Here is a 26,122-nt window from a genome sequence, read left to right as displayed (position 1 = left end):
AGTGGCAAACTAATTGATGACCGATCAGGAGTATGAGTGAAATCTATATCATATGTTAGAGCAAGATAGTTATTCAAAAGGAGATATGAATAAGGAAAAATTAGCCGCAGAAGAGCAAGTAGACGCACAAAACCAAGAAGTGAAAAACGAAGAAGGTACTGCAAGGAGTGAAGAACAGCCTGCAGAGCAAGGTGCAGAAGAACAGCCTGCTGAAGAATTGTCAGTCGAAGAGCAACTTAAAGCGGAAAGTCAGGAATTGAAGGAAAAATATTTAAGGCTTTATTCAGAGTTTGAAAATTACAGGAGGCGGACTTCCAAGGAGCGTCTGGAATTGATCAAGACAGCTTCTGAGGATGTGTTGAAAGATTTGATCCCTGTGGTGGATGATTTTGAAAGAGCGATAAAAGCTGAGGAAAAAGAAACTGGAGATAGCAAGACGCTGGAAGGTAGTTTATTGATCTACAATAAGCTGCTGAAGCTGTTGGAGGCAAAGGGGTTGACGGCCATGGAAGATTTGATCGGTAAAGAATTTGACGCTGATACCCAAGAGGCCATTACCCAGATTCCTGCCCCCTCAGAAGATATGAAGGGTAAAGTAATAGATGTGGTGGAAAAAGGCTATAAGCTTGGTGACAAAGTAGTAAGGTTTGCCAAGGTAGTCATTGGATCTTAAGATATTATGGCAAAGAGAGACTATTATGAAGTATTAGGGCTTTCCAAAGGAGCCGGTGCAGATGAAATCAAAAAGGCCTATCGTAAGATGGCCTTGAAGTATCATCCCGACAAAAACCCCGGAAACGAAGAAGCCGAAGAAAAATTCAAAGAGGCAGCTGAAGCTTACGAAGTGCTCAGTAACCCCGAGAAAAAGCAGCGTTACGACCAGTTTGGCCATCAAGGCGTAAGTGGTAATGCCGGCTTTGGTGGCGGCGGTATGAACATGGACGATATCTTCTCGCAGTTTGGAGACATCTTCGGCGGCGGCGGCGGTTTTGAGTCCTTCTTTGGTGGAGGTCGTGGAGGCGGTCGTCGTATGCGAAAAGGTACCAACCTCCGTGTGAAGCTGAAAGTCAATCTAAAAGAAGTCGCCAATGGCGTAGAGAAAAAGATCAAAGTCAAGCGCCATATAGTAGCGGACGGCGTGTCTTTTAAGACCTGCTCGACCTGTCAAGGTGCTGGCCAGGTCAAAAAGGTAGTCAATACCATGCTGGGCCAAATGGTGTCGGCAAGTGCTTGCCCCAATTGTGGAGGTACTGGTCAGATCATCGATAAGAAGCCAGATCACGCCGATGCAAGAGGGTTGATCCTGAAGGAGGAAGTTATTCCGATCAATATTCCATCAGGTGTGGCCGATGGAATGCAGCTCAGCATGTCCGGTAAAGGAAATGAAATTCCTGGCGGAGTAGCCGGAGATTTACTTATCGTGATCGAAGAAATAGAGCATGATATTCTCCAACGTGATGGCAATAATGTGGTGTATGATCTTTATGTGAACTTTGTGGATGCTGCATTGGGGGCACACATAGAAGTACCTACCATCGAAAGCAAGGTGAAGATCAAATTGGATCCCGGTACGCAAAGTGGAAAGATCCTGCGCCTAAAAGGTAAGGGCATCAAAGACCTCAATGGCTTTGGCCGGGGTGATGAACTGATCCACGTAAACGTATGGACGCCTCAGCAACTGACCAAAGAAGAAAAAGAAAAGTTAGAATCATTGAGGGAATCAGAGAATTTTATCCCTGCACCGGGGAAATATGAGAAGACATTCTTTGATAAAATGAAAGAGTTCTTTTAAAATACAGTTTAGCAATACCACAAGCCGGAAAAAAAATCCGGCTTTTTTTATGACTAAGCCAACCTTTTCACCATCGTTCCGTAGGTTATTCGTATGTTGAATAGATTGTGCTTAATCATCTTCTTTACGTCAATGCTCCAGGAAGTAGCGGTGGCCCAAATCGTAAAGGAATTTGTGGTGGAGGAGAAAAACGGGTTTGATTTGGTGCAGCTAAATTTCTCGTCCTATAAGGGTGTGGCAGATGTCAATAAGATGTACATCAATGATCCTGTCATGATCCATTCCCATCTTTCCAAGGTGAACATCCTTCCCGATTTTGCTTATACTATCAAGGATCGAGTACTGACTGCCGACCTTAACCATTCGGATGTGGAGCAGGAGAGTTTTGGGAAAAGCCTCTCTTCAAAACTTTTTGCTACGAGTGAAGGGGACTTTGATCATACCTGGGAAGTGGGGCTCAGTGATAAATATGCTTATTTACTTGACCTGCACTTTGGCATCGGCCAGGCCAATGTCGACCTGAGTAATTTGAAGGTCAAGCGGTGTAAAATCACCACCGCTACGGCAGATGTGTCCCTTAATTATATGAAGGAAGCAGGAAACCTGACTGAAATGGACACCATGTTGGTAAAGGTAAACATGGGTACCGTGGATGGTGTAAATATGACTCATGCCAATGCCCGGAATATGATTTTTGAAGTGAACTATGGGAAGGTCAACCTTAACTTTGAGGAGCATTTTGAAGGGGATAAGCCCTGCCATATTGCAACTACTGTAGGAGCAGGTGCCGTATACATTTTACTCCCAGCCCCCCAATACCCATATTTGGTAAAAATAAACTCTACGGCCATGTGCCGAAAAGAACTCCCTAGCTACCTCAAAGAGCTCAGTGATAAAGTATATGCCAGCAAGGGCTACCAAGAAGATGCTAAAAACCTGATTACTTTTGAAATTGATGTGTCTGTCGGGTCTCTGGTCTTAAAGTAGCAGAATGCCTTGGGGATTAGGGATTAGCCCTTATTTTTGTTGTTAATAATTTCTTGGGGTTTAAATCATGCAAGTTTGGAAATTCTTAAAATAGATGGGTTAAATAAGCGGTATGGCGACCATGCTGCACTTACCGATGTGGATCTAGTAGTGCCTGAAGGAGGTGTTTTTGGCCTTTTGGGGCCAAATGGAGCCGGAAAGACCACCCTGATTCGCATTATTAACCAAATTATCGATGGAGACAGTGGTTCGGTATACCTAAAAGGGGAACCATTAAGTCCCAGGCATATCAAAAACATCGGTTATCTGCCAGAAGAACGCGGTCTATATAAAAGAATGAAAGTGAGAGACCAGCTCATTTATTTTGCCCGATTAAAAGGGCTGAGTGGACATGAGGCAAGAACCAAAGTAGGTGGCTGGCTGAAGAAGTTGGACATTCAGGCTTGGTCCGAAAAGAAGATAGAAGACCTGTCTAAAGGTATGGCCCAAAAAGTGCAGTTCATCGCCACCGTAATCCATGATCCAGAGATTTTGATTTTGGATGAGCCTTTTTCTGGTTTTGATCCGGTCAATGCGGAAATCATCAAAAACGAGATGTTAACCTTAAAGGAAAAGGGAACCACGGTGATGCTGAGTACACACCGGATGGAGTCCGTAGAGCTGTTATGTGATCATATCGCCATGATCAATAAATCCCATAAAGTGTTGGATGGCCCTCTTTCACAGATAAAAGACCAATCCCGTTCAAATGTATTTAAGGTGAAGTTTCAGGGAATTGACGTCAATCTGCCAGACAGGTGCTTTAACAGTAAAATCGAATACGGAATAACGTCATTTGATGTCAAGTTGGAAAGTGCCTCACCAAACGACCTGCTAAGGGAGATGATGGGGTATGGAGAAGTCGTAGGCTTCGAGGAGCGGATTCCTACGATTGAGGAAATTTTTATTCAAAAAGTAAAGGAAAATGAGCAATGAGTAAGGTCTTTTTGGTGATCAAACGGGAATATTTGGCTAGAGTCAGAAAGAAATCGTTTTTACTCGCTACGCTAATAACCCCGCTGATTTTCCCGGCGATACTTGGGGTGTTTTTATGGATTTCACTTAGTGATGAAGGAGGAGATGCCTTAAAGATCATAGAGGTGGTTGATGAAAGCGACCGATTTTTTATAGAAAGTAATGGAGAATACGCTTTTTCTTATTCATCGCTTCCGCAAGAAGAAGCCAAGCAGCTCGTCCAAGATGGCGATCGTTTTGGCTTTTTGTATATCCCTAAGGTAGATGTGAATTCACCGGCGGGTATTCGCTTCTATTCCAAAAAAACACCCAGTGTCGGTTTGGTAGGAGACTTGGAAGAGAAGTTGAGCAACAGGATAGGTGAAATAAGGCTATATGAACTTGGTATCGACCCTAATGTGATCAGAAACATCAAAACACCGGTTTCTATCAGTTCCATTACCTTGGAGGAAGGAGGCAATGAGAAAGTGGCCAATGCAGGAGTGAACTACGGTCTCGGATTTTTTCTGGGGATTTTGATTTATACCTTCATCTTTGTTTATGGGACTCAGATCATGCAAGGGGTCATAGAAGAGAAGTCCAGTAGGATTATCGAAATACTTGTCTCATCCATAAAACCCTTTCAACTGATGCTGGGGAAGATCATCGGGATAGGGGCAGTAGGGTTGACCCAATTTCTGATTTGGATAGTGCTGATCTCTACGGTGTCTATGGTGGTGATGGGGTATTTTGGGATGCAGATGCCCCAGCAGCAAGCACTGGAAATGGCCAATCCTGGAGCTGCTCAAACGATGATACAGTCCAGTGAAATGGCTCAAGTGTTTCAGGTGATCCAAGGAATAGACTTTGTGGAGCTGGTGCTTACATTTCTGTTTTATTTTCTTGGGGGATACTTGCTGTACGGGGCTTTTTTCGCAGCAATTGGTGCGGCAGTAGACTCACCTGGTGATGCCCAGCAGTTTATGTTTCCTGTGACCATTCCGCTGATAGCGAGTTATTTTGGGTTGTTTATATTTGTGCTTGATGATCCGGAAAGCAAGGTGAGCTTTTGGTTGTCTGTGATTCCGTTCACATCTCCGATTTCGATGGTGGGGCGTGCAAGTTTTGGGATTCCATTTTTTGACTTGGCAGTGTCCATGGTACTGCTTATCCTAGGGTTCTTGTTCACCACTTGGGTGGCTGCTAAGATCTATCGGATAGGTATTTTGGTACATGGTACCAAAGTGAATTACAAGATGCTTTGGAAGTGGATAAAGCAGAATAACTGAATAATAAGTATCAAGATTAAAGTCAAGAGTCAAGAAGAAAGAACAAAGATTATATTTGACAAAATAGAAAAAGCTGCCATGAAATCGGCAGCTTTTTTTTATCTGAGGTAAGCGGAAAGCATCCAGACCACTTTTTCCTTTGATGTGATATAATCGCTCATCAGGGTGACGGTGCCCTCATCTCCTTGAGAACTGGCAATTTCCAATGTTTCTCGTTCCAGTGTCAGCAGCGTGTTAAGGTTGTCCCTGACACTTTCCACCATGCTTTTAGGATCGGTTACTTTTTTGGCTTCCTTGATGGCTGCTTCTTCGATGTACTCTGCAAATGAGCTCAAAGGCCTTTCGCCCAGCGTAAGAATCCTTTCGGCTGTTTCGTCAATGGCTTCATTGGCTTCATTGTACAGTTCTTCGAATTTGGCGTGTAGTTCGAAGAAGTTGGGGCCAGAGACATTCCAGTGAAAGTTCCTTAGGTTTTGGTAATAGATTTCGTAGTTCGCCAGCAGTTTATTGAGTTTGGCAGATAGTACTTTGCTATCTTTTACTTTTAATCCAATTTCGTTAGTTGCCATTGTGTAGATGTTTTGTTTATTTAAATAATTATTCGAATTTACAGGTATCTTGGATGGTAGTCAAACTGATAATTACTATTCGCAATAGATAATATCTATATAGCCTAGACAGTTATAATAAAAAGGACTACCACTAATCGGAACAGTGAAAAAAATTAATGAGGAATAAATTTCAAGATCTGGCCACGCTGGATTTATATCAAAACAGGGGCAAGGTAAAATGGATCATCTTTATAGCTTCTCTGGTCATTAGCATAGGTTCCATTTATTATACCAACACGCTGGTCAGTGAGCTGAAGGAGCGGGAAAAAAAGCAAATAACACTCTATGCCAATGCCATGGAGTATGTAGCCAATAATTCCGATAACCTTACTTTTATCCATCAGGGGATTATCCAGGAAAACCATAACATCCCAGTTATCGTGGCGGATGCTTTTGGTAAACCATCAGGTGAATACAGGAATATTGCCTTTAAGAAGGATGCTACAGAAGCTGATATCGAGGAGAAACTCCGGGCAGAAGTGCTAAGGATGAAGATGGACTATGAGCCTATTCAGATTCTGGATAATCAATATCTTTATTACACCAATTCTGAGTTATTGACACGGCTTAAGTACTACCCTTATGTGCAGCTTTCGGTTATTTTGGTTTTCGGTGTGCTGGCCTTTGCGGTGTTTAACCAATCCAAAATTGCTGAGCAAAACCGCGTATGGGCAGGGCTGACCAAAGAAACTGCCCATCAACTAGGAACGCCAATAGCTTCCCTAATGGCTTGGATCGATTATTTGAAAAATTCTCCGGTCTGGGATGAAAACAAAGAAGTGATCGTAGAGCTGGATAAGGATGTATCCAAGCTGCGAATGGTTACCGAACGATTTAGTAATATTGGCAGTGCGCCGGTAATCAAACAGGAAAATGTCTATTCCGTAATCGAAGAGGCAGTGAGTTACCTGAGGCCAAGGATATCCAGTAAAGTAAGCATTGAGCTGAGTAGTCACGCCGAAGATGTGGATGCGATGATGAACAGGTCACTTTTTGAATGGGTGGTGGAAAATATCTGCAAGAATGCAGTAGATGCCATGAAGGGCCAGGGGCAAATTGCAATCAATATCGTAAAGGAAAGTGAGCAGTTTGTCCATGTGGATATAGCGGATACGGGTAAAGGTATTGATAAGAGTATGTTTAAGCGTGTTTTTAATCCCGGTTTCACTACCAGACAACGCGGTTGGGGCTTGGGGCTGACACTCGCCAAGCGGATCATAGAAGGCTATCACCGAGGAAGAATTTTTGTCCATCAATCCGAGCCAGGAAAGGGTGCCACATTTCGAATAGTCCTGAGGGGGGCCAATGAAAGCTCTTCAGAGTTTAAAGTGGATCGTGACCCTTTTATTGACTGATTGGTCTGTCCTGCAGATGGTAAAGGATAATGTGCTGAGCGCTCACTAAATTATCATCTTTCGAGATAATCAACTACCTTTGCATCTTGCAAATAAAGGAGCCAGAAGAAAGATGAGTTTGACCAAGGAGATTCAAAGAAGAAAAACATTTGGAATCATTTCCCACCCCGATGCAGGAAAGACGACTTTGACAGAAAAGCTGCTGCTTTTTGGTGGTGCGATCAAAACCGCCGGAGCGGTAAAATCCAATAAGATCGATACCCATGCCAAATCTGACTGGATGGAGATTGAGAAGCAGCGGGGTATTTCAGTAGCCACCTCCGTGATGGGATTTGAATACAAAGGTACCAAGATCAATCTTCTCGATACACCCGGTCACCAAGATTTTGCAGAAGATACGTACCGTACGTTGACCGCCGTGGACAGTGTCATCATGGTGATCGACTGTGTCAAGGGCGTGGAGATCCAAACAGAAAAGCTCATGGAGGTCTGTCGGATGCGGAAAACACCGGTGATCTGCTTTATCAATAAACTTGATCGTGAAGGCCGTGATCCATATGATCTTCTGGATGAAGTGGAGGAGAAACTCAATATCAAGGTAAGGCCACTTTCATGGCCGATCTCCATGGGGAAAACGTTTAAAGGAGTTTATAACCTTTATAATAAATCGCTAAATCTTTTCCGTCCTTCCCAGCGTAAGCTTTCTGATGATATCATGGCCATTGAGGATTTGTCGGATGCGAAGCTGGAAGACTTGGTGGGAGAAAACAATGCCGATCAGCTTCGGGAAGATGTGGAATTGATAGAAGGTGTTTATCCTGAATTTGACAAGGATGCTTACCTCAATGGGGAGATTGCTCCGGTGTTTTTTGGCTCGGCAGTCAATAACTTTGGTGTACAGGAAATGCTCGATACCTTTATTGATATTGCTCCATCTCCGAAGAGCAGGCATGCGGAAGAGCGCGAAGTCATTCCAGAGGAGGATAAGTTCAGTGGTTTTGTCTTTAAGATCCACGCTAATATGGATCCCAATCACCGTAACAGAATTGCCTTTTTGAGGATCTGCTCCGGGCGGTTTGAGCGAAACAAGCCCTATAAGAGCATGCGAGCCACTAAGTCGCTGCGCTTTTCCAATGTGACCTCGTTCATGGCGCAGGATAAAGAGATTATCGAAGAGGCCTTTCCAGGGGATATTGTGGGTTTATATGATACAGGGAACCTGAAGATTGGTGATTCTCTTTCTGATGGAGAAAGGTTGACGTTTAAAGGGATTCCAAGTTTCTCTCCGGAGATTTTCAAGGAAGTGATCAATAAGGACGCCATGAAAACCAAGCAGCTCGAAAAAGGACTGAAGCAGCTGATGGAAGAAGGCGTGGCACAGCTGTTTACCTTTGACATGGGGGCTAGAAAAGTCATCGGGACGGTAGGTCAACTTCAGTTTGAAGTAATTCAGTTCCGATTGAAAAATGAATATAATGCCACGGTAGAGTTTGCACCAATGAACCTATACAAGGCATGCTGGATCAGCAGCAAGGACAAAAAGCAGTTGGATGAATTTGTACGGTCCAAGAACCGCCATATCGCCTACGATAAAGATGGTAAACTGGTATTTATGGCCGAGTCCAGGGCGTGGTTGCAAATGGTGCAGGACAATTATCCGGATATCGAATTCCATTTCACCTCTGAATTTTAGGGTAATAGCCCTTAGAGGGAAAGGATAAGGTGCCGGTGCTCTATGTAGATTGGTAGAAGTCTACTGTCTCAAATCTAATCTCTAACATCTAAAATTATGGCAAAGCAACCATTTACTGTAGTATATGAAGATAATCACCTTTTGGTGGTGAATAAACATTCCGGAGTGCTCGTGCAGGGTGACCACACGGGAGACAAGACGCTGACTGACTATTGCAAGGAATATATTTCAGCAAAATATGATAAGCCAGGTGCGGTATTTTTGCATCCTGTTCATCGCATTGATCGTCCGGTGAGCGGCTTGGTTGTATTTGCCCGTACTTCCAAGGCCCTGGAGCGTATGATGGTGCTTTTCAAAAAGAGAGAGGTGCACAAGGTGTACTGGGCCATCGTCAAAAGACGCCCAAAGGAGGAAATTGGAAAATTGACCCATTACTTGATAAAGGATGAGAATCGAAATGTCACCACTGCCTACGATAAAGAAATAGAGGGGGCTAAGCGGGCAGAACTAGACTATAAACGATTAGGTAAGCTCAATGACCACTGGCTAGTGGAGGTGCGCCCCAGGACAGGTCGTCCACACCAGATCAGGGTACAGCTGGCGTCGATGGGCTGCCCTATCCGCGGAGACCTTCGCTATGGCTTCTCCAAGCCTAATCCGGATGCCAGTATCAACTTGCATGCCTTCCACCTGATTTTCATCCATCCTGTAAAAAAGGAAAAACTCTATCTAAGAGCTGCACTGCCGGAAGAAGCATTCTGGGAGCAATATTTGGATTTTGAAAAAGTTAAAGCGCAGGATCAGCACTTGGGGAATACCTTTAGTGGATAAAATTTTGTGGTTTGAGGTGAGGTGCAGATGCTTGTTCTTCTACGTTTTAAGCGGGCTTAGTATTTCTGGAGGTAGTTGAAGGCAGAATTAATCTGCGGAAATCAGCCCTGCCTGTCCCGCCTGGATCAGTGTGATAAGCGTTCCATTAAAAATGTCTTAGGCTCTAACTGGCATAAGAACGGCCCCGCTCAGATACCATTGTCTAAAAAATCAGCGCAAATCTTATTCATCAGCGCCATCTGCGTGCTATCGAAACCAACCCTGATTCCCCCGACTTTTTCGCTTGACCCACTTTAATAGTGTAGCGGGTAATAAAACAAGAAAGGCTACCATTTTGGGTAGCCTTTTTATTTTCTGACAAACTATTAGCCTCTAGTTTCTTTCCCAGGGCTTTTGATTTTTTGCTTTTGGTCCCTTAGGTCTTGAGATAGGCTGAAGATCTGTGTTGATTTCCACTTTTTCCATATCTCTTTCCCACAACTTTTGGTTTTTTGCCTTTGGGCCTTTGGTCAGTTCACCATTGATGTCCACTACTAGTGTACCTTTTCTGGCTTGGTCTTTCCATGGTTTGTAATTTTTGGCTTTTGGGCCCTTAAGTTCCTTTCGTTCTTTTTCCTGCCCAAAAGCTTCTATAGATTCAAATCCAAAGAACCCGGCAGCAACCATTACAGCTAATTTAACCATCGTCGTATTATTTATGTGTTGTTGTTTAAATCCTTACACTATACTATTCGGATTTAAAGGAAAAAGGTTGCGAATAGATCAGTTTTTTGTCTAAGTTTTTTTACTAAATATGAAATTATGTATTGAGTATATAGATATATTGTTATTAATATTGGGCTTTAGGTTAATCTGTTTGCCTAAAAAAAGTGTTTTTTGAGGGGTTTTAGGTTTTTTCTATAACCTAAAAATTATATTACGGTATAAAACAGAAAAAACCACGGCTTTTTACAAAGCGCGTGGTTTTTATTGAAAAATCTCAGTTTGTCAGAAAAAAATTAGAAAGAGAATACGGCTGCTAGTAAGAATGATGACAAGCTTTTAGAGCCTGTTAGTTCATTGTTTACAAAGTAATCTTCTTCTGACATGGAGTCCAGTCTCACTTCTGGAATAAGGGTAAAGTTTTCTACGATTTTATAGTTGCCTGAAAGAGTTACGGCAAATACGTTGCCGTCGCCATTTTCATCCACTCCGACAGGAGTCCATCCATCATCACCAGTAAGGCCGTCATTGAAGATGTTGAAATATTCACCACGTAGGCCTATAGAAAATCTATCGGAAGTGGAGGCCTGTACATAACCGGCTACACCATAGAATCCAGCGCCATCGCCATCAGCGTCACTGATGCTGGTTCCGTCGTACATTTCGCCGGCAGCAGTAGTGTTATAGGTAGCGTTAAGACCAAGGTAAACCACATCGGATACGTCAAAACCTGTGGTCAGGTCGATTTGGAAAGTACTTCCTCCGGACATTTGGCCAGGGACCAGGGGAAAATCTTCATCCAATTTTCCGTCCTGGTCACCATATAGTAGGTTTAACCAGGTACCGCCCATGTCATTCTCATAGGCCAGTTGTAATCCTCCGTAATAGCTGCCTGTCGGGTTGAATTCCGTCAGGTCGGTAGGGTTCATTACGGCAGCCATCAGTGACCAATTGTCGTTCAAGGCAATGTCGGCTTTCAGACCGGTGTGTGAGAACGGACCGTAAGAGAACATGTACGAAGTGGAATAGTTGAAGTTGGCAGCAGGGGAGATTACTTCGTAGCCCAAGAAGGTGTTGAAGTTACCGAAAGTAAAGGTTACCGCATCATTTACATTCCAGTACATATACAGCTGGTTGACGATATTAGCGCTTCCGGTGGAGTTAAAGACGGCGTCAGCGCCCCTTGGCCCGAAAACCAAATCGGCTACAAAGCCTACTTTTTCACCTTCGTATGCTGTGATGATATTCGCCATGCCCAGTGCAAAACCTGGTTGGTTGGCAAATGATGTTCCAGGTGCTTGTGCAAATCCACCTTTGTTGGGAGCATTGAGGTTTGCTCTGTAATAGGCATCTACTGATCCTGAGATGCTGACTTTGGATAGGTCCTGTGCCATCACTGTGGTAAGAGAACCTAGACATAGCAATACAATTAGTAGTTGAAGTTTTTTCATTTTACTTGAAATTAAATTATCTGTTAATTGTTAGGATTGAGGATAAAATACCCTGCCCAAGCGGTTGATTGGCGGAAAATGAATGGGCAGGGTAAATAGCTGTATAGTGGTTTTGGTTGGTTGTTTTTTTTATTCGTCGTACACGATAGTGTAGCCTCTGATGCCGTGTTCGTGGGAATCCAAGCCAGTCCTTTCGTGCTCTTCGGATACCCTAATGCCTACGGTTACTTTCAATAGATAGAAGATGATAAAGGCGCAGGCGAAGGCGGTGATGCCGCAGATAGCTACACCTGTCAGCTGGGTGAGGAAGCTATGGTCAGGATTGGTGGAGAAGATGCCGACGGCAAGCGTTCCCCAGACCCCACAAGTAAGGTGGACTGATACAGCACCTACTACGTCATCCAGGTGCATTTTGTCCAAAATGACTGCGGACATTACCACGAGGATGCCGGCAATAAATCCTATTATAAGTGCTGGGCCGGGGTTGATTACATCAGCACCGGCAGTGATGCCTACTAGTCCGGCGAGAATGCCGTTCAGTACCATTCCCAAGTCCAGTCTCTTGAATACAAAGTATCCAGCTAAGAACCCCCCCAGTCCTCCGGCACAAGCTGCCAGGGAAGTGGTCACCAATACAAAGGATACCAGGCCAGGATCAGCGGAAAGAACGGATCCTCCGTTAAACCCGAACCATCCTAACCAAAGCAGGAATACGCCGATTACTGCCAATGGTACACTGGCGCCGGGCTTGTCAACAGTTTTCCCGTTTACATACTTGCCAATTCGTGGGCCTACCAGGATGACACCTGCCAAAGCACCCCATCCGCCCACGGAGTGGACGAGTGTAGAGCCTGCAAAGTCATAGAATCCCCAGCTGTCGAGCATTCCTCCGCCCCATTTCCAGCTTCCGATGATAGGGTACACGATCCCTACATAGATCACGGTGAAGAGCAGGTAAGCCCAAAGTTTTACCCTCTCGGCAATGGCTCCTGATACGATCGTGGCTGCAGTAGCGGCAAACATGGCCTGGAACAGGAAGTCTGTCCAGTAGGTGTAGCCTCCGTCAGCATAGCCTGCGGTAACATCAGCGTTTTCAGGGGCAAACCAGAACATGCTCCAGCCGGCACCATCAAATCCGAACCATCCTGGAACGTCAAACCCTGGGTACATTAGGAAAAATCCGCAAATCGCGTAAGTGACAATCCCGATAATGGGGGTCACTGTGTTTTTGAAAAGAATGTTTACCGTGTTTTTGGCTTGTCCAAAACCGGCTTCCACACCTGCAAAACCCAGGTGCATGATAAATACGAGTGCTGTGGATAGCATCATCCACACGTTGTTAGTGGTGAGTAAGTTTTGGGTGATGTCAGCAGACAAATCTGCGCCTTGTGCGAGCGCATCGGTACTTACTTGAGCTAGGTCATTAAAACTCCATTTCATACAGTAGAATGTTTAAGTAGACTTATTTTTCGAAATTTTTTATGGGTTAGTGATTATTCAATGGTCTAAAGGTAGATATTTTTTCAGTAAAAAAACAAACCAATAATTAACAAATAAACATAAAAAATTAGTTTTAATGGTTATAATTTAACTTAAAAACCTTAAAAACTTGCGAAAAATGAAAATGAAAGGTGTTTTTTATACCTAAGAATATTTTCAGAATTTTATCTTAAAATTATTATTGGTGCAGTGGTAATGTGATGATTTTGCTTATAAAGCTGTCGTATTATTCCATGAAGTGGATTATTTTCAATATGGTGAAGTGTGTTTTATCGAAAATATCGAGGTTAAAGTGTTTATCGGAATATGTTTCGGTTTTATATTTTTATCGGATGAGGTTTGAAAAATCACCTGTTTTTAAAATATCGATGTTAATTATGGAGGAGTAGGGTTAAAAAATAAAGGCCGCCCATCTAATTATGGGCGGCCTTTGTGTGCTTCGGGTAGAAGTGCTGTTATTTGTAAAGCTTCGCGTATTCTTTGGCAAAATAACTAAGGATGATATTGGCCCCTGCTCTTTTGATGCTTAAAAGGGTCTCCAGCATGGCGTTTTCTCCGTCAAGCCACCCTTTTTCATGTGCAGCCTTGATCATGGAGTATTCACCGCTTACGTTATAGGCGGCAATAGGTAGGTTGGAGTTTTCCTTAAGGAGCCTGATGACGTCAAGATAGGCCAATGCAGGTTTAACCATTAAGAAGTCGGCTCCCTCTGCTTCATCCAGTTCTGCTTCTATCAATGCTTCATGAAGATTGGCTGGGTCCATTTGGTAGGTTTTTTTGTCTCCTGCCTTTGGCGCGGAATCCAGGGCGTCCCTGAAGGGATTGTAGAATGCACTGGCGTACTTGGCAGTATAGGACATGATGGATACTTCTGTATGCCCGGCCTTGTCCAGTGCCTCGCGAAGGTAGCCTACACGTCCGTCCATCATATCGGAGGGGCCGATGATGTCTGCTCCGGCCTGTGCCTGTGCTACAGCCATCTTGGCCAGTACTTCCAGTGTTTCGTCGTTTAGGATCTTGCCGTTTTTCAGGATGCCGTCATGTCCGTCAGAGCTGTAAGGGTCCATGGCCACATCAGTCATGATGCAGGCTTCTGGAAAGGATGACTTGACCTTGCTGATGGCCTTCAGGTAAAAGGTCTCAGGATTGTAACTTTCTGTAGCCTTTTTGTCCTTTTTGCTCTCTGGATAAGCGGGGAAAATATCAAAGGACTGGATGCCAAGTTCCATGCATTCTTCTATCTCTTTAAGTAGAAGGTCGGTAGAGTGGCGGTATATGCCGGGCATGGAAGCGACTTCTTCCTTTTGATTGATGCCATCAATGACGAATAGTGGAAAGATAAAGTCTTTTGGCGAAAGCCGGGTTTCTTCCACCATGTTTCGGATTGCTGCAGATTTCCGGTTTCTGCGGGGTCTTTTATACATAGGTGTGTCCTTTTACTTTTTGGTCAGTGCAAAGTTAATAAAATCCTTGGTGCTCTTTTGGCGGGAATGCCCTTATATAATGGTGTGGTATGAATAATGCCTCACCGAAACTATGAAACGTGCAGAAAGACCTCAAATTGGAATAACCTTAAAATAAAAGAGCCATAAAGGCGCGAAGGTGCAACGTTTTTGGACATAGGTCTTGACACAAAGTTAAAAAAATAAGCCCGGTGAAGTGCCGGGCTTATTGGTATTTACTTTTGGAAATTTGATATGGTCTTTTCGATAATGTCGCAACAATCGTGAAGTTGTTCTTCGTTGATGACCAGTGGTGGAGCAAAACGGATAATGTTTCCATGGGTCGGTTTTGCCAAAAGTCCATTTTCTTTGAGTGCTAGGCAAAGCTTCCAGGCCGTGTCGCTGTCTTCAGTGTCATTAATGACGACGGCGTTCAATAAGCCCTTGCCGCGCACTAGCTTGACCAGGTCGGATTTGTCCACCAGCTTCTGCATGCGCTCCCTGAACAGTTTACCGAGCTTGTCAGCGTTTTCGGCTAATTTCTCATCCTTGACCACATTGAGAGCAGTCATGGCTACTTTGGCACCTAGTGGATTCCCCCCGAAAGTGGAACCGTGTTGTCCCGGTTGGATGACTTCCATGATGTGGTCATCTGCCAATACTGCTGACACAGGATAGAATCCGCCTGAAATGGCCTTCCCTAATATAAGCATGTCGGGTTTTACGTTTTCATGGTCGCAGGCCAGCAGTTTTCCTGTCCTGGCAATGCCTGTCTGGATCTCATCGGCGATGAATAGCACCCCGTGTTCTTTACAGGTGGCAGCTACTTCTTTAAGATAGCCTTCCTTAGGGACATATACGCCAGCTTCTCCCTGAATAGGTTCCACTAAGTAGCCGATAATGTTCTTGGAGGAATTCAGTATTTCCTTAAGAGCGTCGATGTCATCATGAGGGATGGTGATAAAACCAGGGGTGTAGGGACCGAAGTTTTTTCGGGCTGTTTCGTCATTGGAAAAAGAGATGACCGTGGTGGTCCTACCGTGGAAATTATTTTTGGCCACAATGATGGTGCCTTTGTTTTCGGGAATGCCTTTTTTTTCATAACCCCACTTTCTGGCGATCTTGATGGCTGTCTCTACACCTTCTGCTCCCGTATTCATGGGCAATACCTTGTCAAAGCCGAAATATTCGGTGAGGAATTTTTCAAATGGTCCCAACACGTCATTGTGGAATGCCCTTGAGGTGAGTGTGAGGGTGCCGGCCTGGTCGATGAGGGTCTGGAGAATCCGTGGATGGCAGTGTCCTTGGTTTACTGCGGAATAAGATGAAAGAAAATCATAATATTTTTTACCTTCCACATCCCACATAAAAACGCCTTCTCCTCTGGATAGGACAACAGGCAGTGGGTGGTAATTGTGGGCGCCATAGTTGTTTTCCAGCTCAATGGCTTGCTGACTTGAGGTTATTGGTTCCATCATGAGCTTAGTATTTTAAATTTTCGTATATTTGGGCTTTCTTACCTTTAACAAAGATAGAAAAAACACCAGCTTTACCATAGGTGCAGCAAATATGTTGCCCGGTAAGCCTGTTTTAAGGAAAAGTTTGTAAGGTATTATTGTCAGGTGGATGAATCCCAATTGTTTAGCCAATTATTTTTGGCTGCTCTTTTGGTAATTCCCGAAAACTTCCGATATTTGCAAACTCAATTAGAAAAACGTCTTAAAAATTACGATCATATATCATGGCAAAAGTTTGTGACATCACCGGTAAAAGACCTCGAGTAGGTAATAATGTATCGCACGCGAACAACAAGACCAAGCGTAAGTTTTATCCTAACCTGCACAAGAAGAGTTTCTACGTGCCAGAGGAAGATGCTTGGATCACGTTGAAGGTTTCTTCAAAAGCGTTGAGGACAATTAACAAAAAGGGCATCAGCGCTGTTTTGAAAGAGGCTCAAGCAGCAGGGCACATTATCATTAAGTAATCATTTCCGAATCCAATAAATAGATAGAGCGATGGCTAAGAAAGGTAACAGAGTTCAAGTGATTTTGGAATGTACAGAGCACAAGAACAGTGGTGTTCCAGGCACTTCAAGATATATCACGACCAAAAACCGTAAGAATACTACTGAGCGATTGGAGCTTAAAAAGTACAACCCAATCCTTAAGAAAGTAACGGTTCATAAAGAAATTAAATAATTTTAAGGAGCAGACGGTTTGCTTTGTCAAGCTGTCATAAAACCTAAAAGATATGGCTAAGAAAGTAGTAGCAACCCTGAAAAAAGAAGGTGGTGTAACTTACGCTAAGGTGATCAAGGCAGTGAAGTCTGATAAAACCGGTGCGTACACTTTCAGAGAAGAAATGGTACCTACCACTGAGGTGAAGGATACCCTTGCAAAATAATTGCCTTGCTTAAATCGTAATGCAAAAAGGATAAATCCCTCTCGATTGGTTTCGGGAGGGATTTTATGATTATATTCGGGTCAAAGATGTGAATGATTATGGGAATTTTTGGATTTTTTTCTAAAGATAAAAAAGAAAGCCTCGACAAAGGGCTTGAGAAAACCAGCGAAAACCTCTTCTCCAAGCTTGGTAAGGCTGTCATTGGTAAGTCCAAGGTGGATGATGAAGTCTTGGATGAGCTGGAAGAAATTTTGATCACTTCTGATGTCGGCGTGGATACCACCATAAAGGTGATCCAGCGCATCGAGGAGCGCGTGGCCCGTGACAAATACGTCAATACGGCCGAATTGGATAAGATCCTTCGCCAAGAGATCGTCGGACTCCTGGAAGAAAGCAACGAAGAGGACCTTTCCAATTTTGAATTGCCCAAGGACAAAAAGCCCTATGTCATCATGGTCGTGGGCGTAAATGGCGTCGGTAAGACCACAACCATCGGCAAACTGGCCCATCAGTTCAAAAATGCAGGGAAATCCGTGGTGCTTGGTGCTGCAGATACTTTCCGTGCCGCTGCGGTGGACCAACTGATCCTTTGGGGGGAGCGGGTGGATGTGCCGGTGGTATCCCATGGCATGAATGCAGATCCGGCCTCGGTCGCATTTGACACAGTGAAAAAAGGCGTGGACATGGGAGCGGATGTCGTGATCGTGGACACGGCGGGAAGGCTGCATACCAAGGTCAACCTGATGAATGAACTGAGCAAGATCAAGCGGGTGATGCAGAAGTTTATCGATGATGCCCCACACGAAATTTTGCTGGTATTGGACGGATCCACTGGCCAAAATGCCTTTATCCAAGCCAAGGAGTTTACCAAGGCAACCGAAATCAATGCACTGGCCATTACTAAGCTCGATGGTACCGCAAAGGGCGGTGTGGTGATCGGGATTTCGGACCAGTTTAAGATTCCAGTGAAGTATATCGGCGTAGGTGAAAAAATGACCGATTTGCAGATTTTTAACAGGACGGAGTTTGTGGATTCGTTGTTCAAAAAGAAATTGTAGTCCACGAATTATTCATATTATTACGCATAAATTTTTGGCTGCTGTCTCATAGGCCAACGTCAATACCCCGGTGGAATGTCTCAATGCTATCAAGGTAAGAGAGAAACTAACCAAGGGATGGGCACAGTTATCTCCTTTTTACAAACCTTAATCCTGTGTTCAACCATTTTATTTATGATGGACCAGACAGCATTGCGGGATGCAATTGCCGCAGTCCTGAATAGCAGGCTTTGATTTTTGGGCTACTGCTTGTATTATTAGGTAGCTTTTTAGAAACATTATTTTGTGATGATGAAAAGCAAACCGTTGATTTTTCTTGTGTGTTCGCTTTTTGGATGTGCGGGTGGGGATGGTGAAAACAAAGAGACTTTAGAGAAGCAGGCCTTTCATTTGGAGATCGTGGATTCTGTTTAAGTGGAAGATATTATTGCCAAACAGCTGGTCTTTCAAACGGTACCTGATCAATATTTTTTTTGTGATGTCGCTCATCCACGGATATTGGTTTTACAAAGGAAGGTGAACCAGTATATGATTGGACGAAAGTAGGAGACGATCCCGGGGCGTTCATGACGATAACGGATAATTTGGTTTGTATCTCTAAAGGTAATATTGTGACGCATGACAGCATGAATGGGATAAGGGTTTTGGTTCTATATGGAATACAGGGGGTAAATTATCCACGGACTGTCCCACTTGTGCGGATAGATCAGGGGAGTAGTTTTGTTCCTACGGCACAAAGTGCCCCGGAGGCAACCTGATTTTACCAAGCTTTAATGCTTGGCGGCATTGGCCAGGACTCCCTTCTCACTATTTTAGCCGACAGAAGTGTAAGCAGGGATGCTCCGTTAGGAGCATTAGCTTGGTAACAGAAATTGGATACAGTATCCTAACAGTGCCGTAGGTACTGACCATGGGCAAGGAAAACATATATGATTATCGACTGCATCAGGAGCATGGGCACCCAAATTCATCCGTCCACATGATTATCCGATCTCCATAGCCCGCTAGCGCTCAGTTTACCCATAGTAAATCATATAGAACCCAAATTCTGATCAGTGGTGGTTTTTTTGTTTTGACTTAAATTAACAAGGTTTATTGGTAGATGTGCGGATGATGGTGTAAGTTGGGAAAGGTGATAACTGTATTGCTATGATAAGACTGTTTTTTGTGGTTTTGGTCACTGTGTTTTTAATCGCTTGTAATAAAACTTCTGATAAGACGAATTCCCATAAAGATTATGCGCTGGAAATAGTAGATTCTATCCGTATAGATTATTTGGGTAACTTTATTCTGGTTGATTATTCTCCTGAAAGGAATGAATACCTCGCAAGAGGACATGGGGATTGGGAGTTTTTGTTTTTTGATACAAAGGGAAATGTGATGGACAGTGTGTCGCTCAAGAAGGATGGTCCAGATGCCATTACTTGGGCGCAGGCGGTGGGTTTTGTAGATGGGCGATTGGGTCTTCTCGAACCTGTAAAAGGGCTGTTGGCTTTTGGAGACGAAGGGGATATTGTCGACCGAACCAAAATCCCTGGTGATTACTATTACCTTAACGGTTTTGCAGGAAAGCCCTATTTTAAATTGGGAGATGAGCTGATATATTACAGGCCTGAGCGGGGAGAAATAAGTCATGATGATCGTGGAGGGATGATGAGAGGGATTTATCAGCGTCCCATTCTTGAAGTGCAGGATTCTGTAACAGGTGAAATCAGCAGTACGATGCCTTTTCCTGCTACCAGCAAATATAGGGATGGAAAATACTATGGCTGGATGTTTCCCACAGTAATAAAGAAAGGGAAGGTTTGGCTGTTGTACTTCAATGGTGAATACCAGTTTTATATTTACGAAGAGAAAAATGGTGAACTGCACCTAAAGCGGACCGTGGAAATGGATGTTCCAGATGGCATCAGGCTTCGAGGCGTTCCTTTTGATAAAGCAGATCGATTTGAGGAAGTCAACAGATCCATTAGGGGTGGAGGGATAAAGGAAGTGATTTTTTTTGGAGAAATGATTTTAGCGGTTTACTCGAAAGGAATGGACGAGGAAGAGACGTCATTGTTTGATTTTGAAACCCTTGAAGGGAGAATGGCAGCTTTTAGGGCTGATGATAAATTTGTGCAGGTCTTTGATATTGAAGGACAGCTTTTGGCAGATATACCTTGTCCTGAGGGTATGCTTTTAGGGAATGTTATCAATCAGAAAGGGCAGTGGGTGACGACCAAAGACCAAGCGTATTTTGGGCAAGAAGAGGATTGGCAAACGCTTTATCTAATAGAATTGGTGGAGGAGTGATCAAGCAATATTTCTAGGGGACAGGTGAAATTCCAATTGTTTTTTATGATTGTCTTCCTAATTTTAAAAATTAAATCAGCGAAAATCTGCCCAATCAGCGTTACCTGCGTTCCATCTAAAACAACTTTGATTAGTGCCCACTGCCTCCCTGATTTTTCTGCTCGATCTTTTTCATTCAACCCGAAATATGCATTAGCCTATCTACGTCGCGGCGCACAAGTGTTGCGACCTAAAATTGCTTAAAAATCAGTCGCTAAGCTTTAGTTTTTGGTGCAGCCGTAGCGATGCTACGCCCACGCCTCCAGGCTAACTGATTTTCTTGCACTTTCAACTCTCACTATGATTTCTAATGAATAATCTGGGTTCAAGGTGCTTCCATGATAGTATACAGCAAATAAAAAGACGCCGATTCACATCAGCGTCTTTTTGAAAAAGTAAAGCAAGGAGTTGAAAAAGTTATCGTTTGCTGTACGAATACCAAAAGTAGTTATTTATTTACCTGTCCATAAAGATGTGTCGTTATGAATAGTTTAAATCAAATCTTTACAATTAATATTTAATTAATATAAAAAGGGAGTCCAAACCGGACTCCCTTTTTGTAACAAACGAAAGCTGTTTTTAGCTTAATTATAGCCTGGATTTTGCTTGAGCACTGGCTCCCCGTCTTTTACGCTCAGGTCGATTTGACGTTGAGGAATGGGGTAATAATTGTTTTTGGGAGCACTGAAGTTGCCGTCTTTGACATCTTGGGTAACGCTTCCCTGATAGTTAAAGTATGCATTCAGCTCTTGCTCGGCGATTCCCCATCTCACCAAATCAAAGAAGCGATGGCCTTCCATGGCCAGTTCCAGCTTTCTTTCAAAGTAAATGGCCTTCAATGCCTCTTCTTGACTGCCAAACTGGGCAACGGTATAAGGCTCAATGGTGTAATTGGCAGCGGGGGTATTGGTAAATCCATCCATAGGGGTGCTTTCATCGATATAGGTCTTTAAAAAACCATCCGGGTTCATGGCCCTAGTCCTGATTTGGTTGACCAGGTTCATGGCTTCGGTGAGATTGCCCAGTTGTGCCTCGGTTTCGGCACACATCAGGATCACATCAGCATAGCGGATGATATGGACATTGATGGCCGTGCCCGGAGCCCAAGAGCTTTGGTCTGCATAAAGGTCTTGGGTGGCCTGCCAATAGATGGTCTTTTTGGGCGCGTAGGGGCCACCATAGGTTTGGTCCCTGACCCAGCTTTGTCCGGGGTGATGGCCCCAGTCATGGTAAGGCACTCCCCTTCTGCCTACTGTCCAGTCCAGCCTCGGGTCAAGCGATCCGGTATACGGTTCAAAAGCCTGGGCGGAGGTGATTCCCATGTCTGATTTTACTGGGTCTTGGTTATAACTATCCAAGAAGGGAAGACCCGATGAAGCGTCTGTCTTGAATGAATTGACCAAATTCTGAGTGGGCTGGTAAAAGCCGCAGCACCTGAACGGGCTGTTATATGGGAAATTCAGCATGTTTCCCGAGTTAGAATTGGAGATGGTGCCGGTGCCTGAATTGGCCACCATCTGGATATCAAAGATAGTCTCTGCGTTATTTTCCTTGGCTGCGTCGAAGTTGTCGGCAAATTTGTCCAGCAAAGCATATTTGGTACCGGCAGGATTGACACCGGTTTCGATGACCTCCTTAAAGACGGTATTGGCTTCTTGGTATTTTTTCTGGTACAAGTAAGTCTTGCCCAGATAAGCCGCTGCCGCCCATTTATTGGCCCGGGCAAACTCAGGCTGTGTAGGCGGTAGGTTTTCATAGGCAAACTGAAAATCCGCTTCGATCATCGGCCAGATGTCCTGGTCGTTGGGCTGGTTGGGGTCTTCAGTGGTTTCATCGATCCAAGGTACCATATTGAACATCTTCTTAAGCTCAAAGTAGAAGTGTCCACGTAGAAACCTGGCTTGACCTGCGATATTTTGCCTTTCACTATCTGTCAGTTCTTCCACATTGGGGATTAGTTTCAGGACATTGTTTGCCCTTTTTATTCCCTCAAAAGTGGCTTTCCATTTGGTGTTGAAGAAGCCATTGGAGGGACTGGAGTAGAAGTTGACAATCGGGTCAATCGCTGGTTGGTCACCGGCAAAGCTGCCCTTGGAAGCTTCTCCACCAGCTACGGTTCCGTAAATCCAGTTTTCAGGAGCGGCTTCCCAGCCGTTGCCGCCCCCCAGGGCGTCCGTGCCTCCCTCGCCTTGTCCGTCCAGTGCAGCGTAAGCTCCGATCAGAAGCTTGTTTACTCCGTCACGGGTGGCCAGTACATCGTCTCCCAACGCTCCCAAGGCCGGTTGATCCAGGAATTCATCCGAACATGATGGCATAAAACTGATGAGTATAATGCCCAGTATAAAATATTTAATAGTTGCGTATTTCATAACTTATAGAATTTCAAGTTTAGAACGTTAAGTTGAGACCAAAGATGAATTGACGTTGATTAGGGTATTGCCCCTCATCGATTCCAAAACTGGTCGTACCACCGGATATCTCAGGATCCAATCCCGAATAATTGGTGATCGTAAACAGGTTGGCGGCCTGGGCATATAGCCGTAATCCTCCGATATGGTATCGGTCAAGGAAGGCTTGGTCAAAGGTGTAGCCGATCTGTGTCTGACGAGCCCTCAGGTAGCTGCCGTTTTCGACAAAATAGGAGTTGGGTACACCCGCCGTACTAAATGAGCCAGTGGTCTCCTGAATAGGGGCTGTCGCATTCATGTTTTCAGGCGTCCAGGAATCGTAAAGGGCTGCGTGGCTTTTGGCTCCTTGGAAGGAGCTGTAGAAGTCCGTCCACCATTTTACATTGTTCCAGATGTCATTACCGCTTACACCATACAGGAACATGCTGAAATCCCAATTGCGGTATTCCAGCCCAAGGTTGATGCCGTAGGTGAATTTTGGATTAGGATCACCCAAGGCAGTTCTGTCATCGGGTGTGATGATGCCGTCACCGTCAGTGTCTTGGTATTTAAACCTTCCCAAGCCAATGCCATCTTGGTAGAGGGCTTCAGGGTCTCCTGTGATCTCTGCCGCCGAGGCGTTGGCATTGTTTACTTCCTCTTGGGAATTCCAGAACCCAACCACTTGGTAGCCGTAGAATTCACTCACTGGATGGCCTACTTGGTTTCGGATGATATTGCTTCCGTTAAACCTTCTTCCCTCTTGGTCAAAATACGGTACGCCGTCTGCGATTTTTACGATTTCATTACTGTAGGTCGTGAACGATAGTGTGGTCGTAAATGTCAGGTCCGTAGCCAAGTTAAAGTAAGTGCTGGCATCCATGTCAAAACCTCTATTGGTCATTTTGGCGATGTTGATATAAGGAGGTTCTGCAGCACCTTTGGTTCCGATGACTTCCGGATTGTAGAGCAGATCATCCACAGTTTTGTTATAGTAATCCAGGGTCAGCTGAACTTTGCCCTGCCACAGGCTGGCGTCTATCCCGATGTTGGAGTTGATGTTTTGCTCCCATTTGGCATCGGGGTTACCGATTCGTTGTTCCTGAAATCCTTCCGAAATAGTTGAGTTGCTTGCGTCAATAGGATAATAGGAAGCATTCCTATTGCCTTCATAAGTGGAATAAGCATTGCCTGGTGCTACATTGAGCTGGTTGCCCATAATGCCGTATCCACCACGGATTTTGAGGTCGTCGACCCAGCCATTCTCCGGCATAAAGCTTTCTTCCGAAATCCTCCATCCTGCACTTACAGCAGGGAATACACCATATTGTTCATTAAGAAACCGCGAAGAGCCATCTCTTCTGACAGTGGCACTGAGGATGTATTTGTCATCATAGGTATAGTCCACTCTGCCAAATAGGGAGAATAGCGCATCTCTATAAACCGAGCTGGAGTGCTGCTGGGTGCCAGATCCGTTGGTCAGGGTGACATAGTCCGGGTCAAAGGAAAAGTATCCCTGCGTAAAGGCTTCCATGTCCCTGCCGTTGTTTTTGTAGGCCTCGGTGCCGAGCAAGACGGTCAGGTCATGGCGCTCGTTAAATTCCCTTTTATAGGTAAGGGTATTTGTCCATGTATAGTTGAAGTTAAAATTTGATCCTTCGGTATACTGGTTTACGTTGAGGTTTTCAGCGTTTTCATATTCGGGGAATTGGAAGCTGTTATAGGAGTTGCTGTAATATTGTCCACCAAAACTCGTCCTTGCGGTAAAATGCTCCAAGAAATCTACTTCAGCAAATACGTTTCCAAAGAGTCTAGAAGCTACCCCTCGGTTGTTTTTGGTCCGTTCCTGAATGGCTACGGGATTTTTGGCATTACCCAATCCGGAACCAAACGAGCCTGCAAAATTCCCCATGATATCATACACCGGGATGATTGGCTGCTGCCTGAAAGCCATGCCAATCGCACTTCCTTCTGTCAGGTTGTCGATTGTTGGGTTTTCAGAAATTGAATAGGTCAGGTTTTCTCCAATCCGAATATTGTCCGTGACATTAAAGGATGTGTTTGATCTAATGGTGTAGCGCTTCAGGTAGGTGTTGTCCAGGGTGCCTTGCTGATCAAAATAGCTCATGGAGAAGAAATAGCTTCCCTTGTCACTCCCGCCGTTTACAGAAAGGTTGTGACTTTGGATCCTTGCGGGGTCAAATATTTCCTGAAACCAGTTGGTGCCGGTTTTGTTGGCTTCCACGATCCGGTAGAAATTGTCGAGTGCCTGTGGGTCTGTATAGTAGGGATTGACATTATAAAGTGCTTCATCTACGGTTTGTGCCCCGACAGGAGCAATGTAGTTCGGGAGGACTGGATCAGGGCCACTGCCGTATTGATCGTCATTGATGGTTCCGCCCGGGTTGGTGTTTCTCAAGGCCATGAATTTTAAATCCGCCATCTCTTGGGAAGAGAGGATGTCCCAGGGATTGCCTCCTTGTACCTGCTGAGAGCCAATGTACATGTTGTAATTGACCTTGACGTCTCCACGTCCTTTTTTAGTGGTCACGATGATTACCCCGTTGGCCGCCCGCGATCCATAGATGGAGGCAGCGCCGGCATCTTTAAGAACTTGCATGGTTTCGACATCGTTGGGGTTAATGTCGTTGATGTTTGGGCTAGGTACACCATCCACGATAAATAGCGGGGTGTTATTGCCAAAGGTGTTGACGCCGCGAATCTTGATCTCGGGTGCTTGTCCCGGTTGGCCTGAGCCAGTGATGGTCACCCCGGAAACACGCCCTTGGAGTTGGCTGGTAAGTTGGGGGCTGGGCTGCTGGGTCATTTCCTCCATTTTTACCACAGAGACGGCGCCCGTAAGGTCTTGCTTTTTCTGCGTGCCATATCCCACGACCACCACTTCTTCCAGTCCTGTAATGTCTGTTTCCATGGATACATTGATCGTTGACCGCCCGTTTAGGGGGATTTCTTGGGTGGCATATCCGATAAATGAAAATACCAGCGTAGCGTCTTCGCTGACCTCTAGGGTGTAGTTCCCGTCCAGATCGGTAATGGTGCCTTTTGTGGTCCCTTTTTGGGAGATACTTACGCCAGGAATGGATTCTCCATTCTCTGCATCAGTAACCTTTCCGGATACTGGAGTTGACTGCCCAAAGGCAAATGATAAAGGGGCGATGGTACTTACAAAAATGCATAGCAGTATCACCCCCAATTTAAAATTGGATAATAATTTAGACATAGGTTTAATGTTAATTATGAATAAATAAAATTATTGGAAAGGGGGAGGTCAGT

General features: G+C 44.5%; 21 protein-coding genes. 13 read left to right on the top strand and 8 right to left on the bottom strand.

What is annotated here, in order from left to right; translation table 11 throughout:
- The first annotated feature begins 52 nt into the window (after positions 1 to 52).
- The 5 genes from FKX85_RS02610 (at position 53) to FKX85_RS02590 (ending at position 5,061) form a co-directional block, all read left to right on the top strand.
- Positions 53 to 673 carry a nucleotide exchange factor GrpE gene (locus FKX85_RS02610; protein WP_141613247.1) on the top strand — a complete coding sequence of 207 codons (621 nt, stop codon included), beginning with the start codon at positions 53 to 55 and terminating at the stop codon, positions 671 to 673.
- A 6-nt stretch (positions 674 to 679) separates the two neighbouring features.
- Positions 680 to 1,792: a molecular chaperone DnaJ gene (gene dnaJ, locus FKX85_RS02605; protein WP_141613246.1), complete on the top strand. Its 1,113-nt coding sequence runs from the start codon at positions 680 to 682 to the stop codon at positions 1,790 to 1,792.
- 132 nt (positions 1,793 to 1,924) lie between these two features.
- Positions 1,925 to 2,779 carry a hypothetical protein gene (locus tag FKX85_RS02600; RefSeq protein ID WP_229239742.1) on the top strand — a complete coding sequence of 285 codons (855 nt, stop codon included), beginning with the start codon at positions 1,925 to 1,927 and terminating at the stop codon, positions 2,777 to 2,779.
- Positions 2,780 to 2,854: 75 nt separating this feature from the next.
- Positions 2,855 to 3,754, top strand: coding sequence for an ABC transporter ATP-binding protein (locus FKX85_RS02595; protein ID WP_141613245.1), 900 nt, complete (start codon positions 2,855 to 2,857; stop codon positions 3,752 to 3,754).
- Positions 3,751 to 5,061, top strand: a complete 1,311-nt coding sequence (locus tag FKX85_RS02590; RefSeq protein ID WP_141613244.1) for an ABC transporter permease — start codon at positions 3,751 to 3,753, stop codon at positions 5,059 to 5,061. The genes FKX85_RS02595 and FKX85_RS02590 overlap by 4 nt, the downstream gene beginning before the upstream one ends.
- Before the next feature lie 98 nt (positions 5,062 to 5,159).
- On the opposite strand, the gene FKX85_RS02585 is transcribed toward FKX85_RS02590, so the two are convergent.
- A complete protein-coding gene (locus FKX85_RS02585) occupies positions 5,160 to 5,630 on the bottom strand; it encodes a Dps family protein (RefSeq protein ID WP_141613243.1) in 471 nt (156 codons plus the stop codon).
- A gap of 158 nt (positions 5,631 to 5,788) precedes the next feature.
- Between FKX85_RS02585 and FKX85_RS02580 the strand changes: the two genes are divergently transcribed.
- The 3 genes from FKX85_RS02580 to FKX85_RS02570 all read left to right on the top strand — a co-directional run bounded on the left by FKX85_RS02580 (position 5,789) and on the right by FKX85_RS02570 (position 9,551).
- Entirely contained in the window at positions 5,789 to 7,027 is a 1,239-nt protein-coding gene (locus tag FKX85_RS02580) for a sensor histidine kinase (protein WP_141613242.1), read from the top strand.
- A gap of 112 nt (positions 7,028 to 7,139) precedes the next feature.
- Entirely contained in the window at positions 7,140 to 8,720 is a 1,581-nt protein-coding gene (locus tag FKX85_RS02575; RefSeq protein ID WP_141616678.1) for a peptide chain release factor 3, read from the top strand.
- A gap of 96 nt (positions 8,721 to 8,816) precedes the next feature.
- Entirely contained in the window at positions 8,817 to 9,551 is a 735-nt protein-coding gene (locus tag FKX85_RS02570; protein WP_141613241.1) for an RluA family pseudouridine synthase, read from the top strand.
- Positions 9,552 to 9,923: 372 nt separating this feature from the next.
- Here FKX85_RS02570 and FKX85_RS02565 read toward each other — a convergent pair whose 3' ends face one another.
- From FKX85_RS02565 to rocD, 5 genes are all read right to left on the bottom strand, one after another.
- A complete protein-coding gene (locus FKX85_RS02565) occupies positions 9,924 to 10,235 on the bottom strand; it encodes a hypothetical protein (RefSeq protein ID WP_141613240.1) in 312 nt (103 codons plus the stop codon).
- 314 nt (positions 10,236 to 10,549) lie between these two features.
- Positions 10,550 to 11,704, bottom strand: a complete 1,155-nt coding sequence (locus FKX85_RS02560) for a porin (RefSeq protein WP_141613239.1) — start codon at positions 11,702 to 11,704, stop codon at positions 10,550 to 10,552.
- Between the two features lie 129 nt (positions 11,705 to 11,833).
- The gene (locus FKX85_RS02555) at positions 11,834 to 13,144 is read right to left on the bottom strand and encodes an ammonium transporter (RefSeq protein WP_141613238.1); all 1,311 of its coding nucleotides are present in this window, start codon (positions 13,142 to 13,144) and stop codon (positions 11,834 to 11,836) included.
- Between the two features lie 515 nt (positions 13,145 to 13,659).
- A complete protein-coding gene (gene hemB, locus FKX85_RS02550) occupies positions 13,660 to 14,628 on the bottom strand; it encodes a porphobilinogen synthase (protein ID WP_141613237.1) in 969 nt (322 codons plus the stop codon).
- Positions 14,629 to 14,882: 254 nt separating this feature from the next.
- On the bottom strand, positions 14,883 to 16,124 hold the full coding sequence (gene rocD, locus FKX85_RS02545; protein WP_141613236.1) for an ornithine--oxo-acid transaminase: 1,242 nt from the start codon (positions 16,122 to 16,124) through the stop codon (positions 14,883 to 14,885).
- A 263-nt stretch (positions 16,125 to 16,387) separates the two neighbouring features.
- Here rocD and rpmB point away from each other — a divergent pair, with 263 nt between their 5' ends.
- The 5 genes from rpmB to FKX85_RS02520 all read left to right on the top strand — a co-directional run bounded on the left by rpmB (position 16,388) and on the right by FKX85_RS02520 (position 20,402).
- A complete protein-coding gene (rpmB, locus tag FKX85_RS02540; RefSeq protein WP_141613235.1) occupies positions 16,388 to 16,630 on the top strand; it encodes a 50S ribosomal protein L28 in 243 nt (80 codons plus the stop codon).
- 31 nt (positions 16,631 to 16,661) lie between these two features.
- The gene (gene rpmG / locus FKX85_RS02535) at positions 16,662 to 16,844 is read left to right on the top strand and encodes a 50S ribosomal protein L33 (protein ID WP_141613234.1); all 183 of its coding nucleotides are present in this window, start codon (positions 16,662 to 16,664) and stop codon (positions 16,842 to 16,844) included.
- A gap of 52 nt (positions 16,845 to 16,896) precedes the next feature.
- Positions 16,897 to 17,049: a DUF4295 domain-containing protein gene (locus FKX85_RS02530; protein WP_141613233.1), complete on the top strand. Its 153-nt coding sequence runs from the start codon at positions 16,897 to 16,899 to the stop codon at positions 17,047 to 17,049.
- 98 nt (positions 17,050 to 17,147) lie between these two features.
- The gene (gene ftsY, locus FKX85_RS02525) at positions 17,148 to 18,107 is read left to right on the top strand and encodes a signal recognition particle-docking protein FtsY (protein WP_112783670.1); all 960 of its coding nucleotides are present in this window, start codon (positions 17,148 to 17,150) and stop codon (positions 18,105 to 18,107) included.
- 1,149 nt (positions 18,108 to 19,256) lie between these two features.
- Positions 19,257 to 20,402 (top strand): hypothetical protein, encoded by a 1,146-nt coding sequence (locus FKX85_RS02520; protein ID WP_141613232.1) that lies wholly within the window; start codon positions 19,257 to 19,259, stop codon positions 20,400 to 20,402.
- Between the two features lie 623 nt (positions 20,403 to 21,025).
- Here FKX85_RS02520 and FKX85_RS02515 read toward each other — a convergent pair.
- Both FKX85_RS02515 and FKX85_RS02510 read right to left on the bottom strand, forming a co-directional pair.
- Positions 21,026 to 22,810 carry a RagB/SusD family nutrient uptake outer membrane protein gene (locus tag FKX85_RS02515; RefSeq protein WP_141613231.1) on the bottom strand — a complete coding sequence of 595 codons (1,785 nt, stop codon included), beginning with the start codon at positions 22,808 to 22,810 and terminating at the stop codon, positions 21,026 to 21,028.
- Between the two features lie 19 nt (positions 22,811 to 22,829).
- Positions 22,830 to 26,069, bottom strand: a complete 3,240-nt coding sequence (locus tag FKX85_RS02510; RefSeq protein WP_141613230.1) for a SusC/RagA family TonB-linked outer membrane protein — start codon at positions 26,067 to 26,069, stop codon at positions 22,830 to 22,832.
- Between the last annotated feature and the right edge of the window lie 53 nt (positions 26,070 to 26,122).

The organism is Echinicola soli (genome assembly GCF_006575665.1).
GTDB lineage: Bacteria > Bacteroidota > Bacteroidia > Cytophagales > Cyclobacteriaceae > Echinicola > Echinicola soli.
The sequence above is the reverse complement of the archived record's forward strand: the minus strand, read 5'-3'. Positions and strand labels throughout refer to the sequence as shown.

Coding starts and splice junctions, on each gene's coding strand:
- FKX85_RS02610 (WP_141613247.1), top strand. CDS start 53: ATGTTAGAGCAAGATAGTTATTCAAAAGGAGATATGAATAAGGAAAAA.
- dnaJ (WP_141613246.1), top strand. CDS start 680: ATGGCAAAGAGAGACTATTATGAAGTATTAGGGCTTTCCAAAGGAGCC.
- FKX85_RS02600 (WP_229239742.1), top strand. CDS start 1,925: ATGCTCCAGGAAGTAGCGGTGGCCCAAATCGTAAAGGAATTTGTGGTG.
- FKX85_RS02590 (WP_141613244.1), top strand. CDS start 3,751: ATGAGTAAGGTCTTTTTGGTGATCAAACGGGAATATTTGGCTAGAGTC.
- FKX85_RS02585 (WP_141613243.1), bottom strand. CDS start 5,630: ATGGCAACTAACGAAATTGGATTAAAAGTAAAAGATAGCAAAGTACTA.
- FKX85_RS02580 (WP_141613242.1), top strand. CDS start 5,789: ATGAGGAATAAATTTCAAGATCTGGCCACGCTGGATTTATATCAAAAC.
- FKX85_RS02575 (WP_141616678.1), top strand. CDS start 7,140: ATGAGTTTGACCAAGGAGATTCAAAGAAGAAAAACATTTGGAATCATT.
- FKX85_RS02570 (WP_141613241.1), top strand. CDS start 8,817: ATGGCAAAGCAACCATTTACTGTAGTATATGAAGATAATCACCTTTTG.
- FKX85_RS02565 (WP_141613240.1), bottom strand. CDS start 10,235: ATGGTTAAATTAGCTGTAATGGTTGCTGCCGGGTTCTTTGGATTTGAA.
- FKX85_RS02560 (WP_141613239.1), bottom strand. CDS start 11,704: ATGAAAAAACTTCAACTACTAATTGTATTGCTATGTCTAGGTTCTCTT.
- FKX85_RS02555 (WP_141613238.1), bottom strand. CDS start 13,144: ATGAAATGGAGTTTTAATGACCTAGCTCAAGTAAGTACCGATGCGCTC.
- hemB (WP_141613237.1), bottom strand. CDS start 14,628: ATGTATAAAAGACCCCGCAGAAACCGGAAATCTGCAGCAATCCGAAAC.
- rocD (WP_141613236.1), bottom strand. CDS start 16,124: ATGATGGAACCAATAACCTCAAGTCAGCAAGCCATTGAGCTGGAAAAC.
- rpmB (WP_141613235.1), top strand. CDS start 16,388: ATGGCAAAAGTTTGTGACATCACCGGTAAAAGACCTCGAGTAGGTAAT.
- rpmG (WP_141613234.1), top strand. CDS start 16,662: ATGGCTAAGAAAGGTAACAGAGTTCAAGTGATTTTGGAATGTACAGAG.
- FKX85_RS02530 (WP_141613233.1), top strand. CDS start 16,897: ATGGCTAAGAAAGTAGTAGCAACCCTGAAAAAAGAAGGTGGTGTAACT.
- ftsY (WP_112783670.1), top strand. CDS start 17,148: ATGGGAATTTTTGGATTTTTTTCTAAAGATAAAAAAGAAAGCCTCGAC.
- FKX85_RS02520 (WP_141613232.1), top strand. CDS start 19,257: ATGATAAGACTGTTTTTTGTGGTTTTGGTCACTGTGTTTTTAATCGCT.
- FKX85_RS02515 (WP_141613231.1), bottom strand. CDS start 22,810: ATGAAATACGCAACTATTAAATATTTTATACTGGGCATTATACTCATC.
- FKX85_RS02510 (WP_141613230.1), bottom strand. CDS start 26,069: ATGTCTAAATTATTATCCAATTTTAAATTGGGGGTGATACTGCTATGC.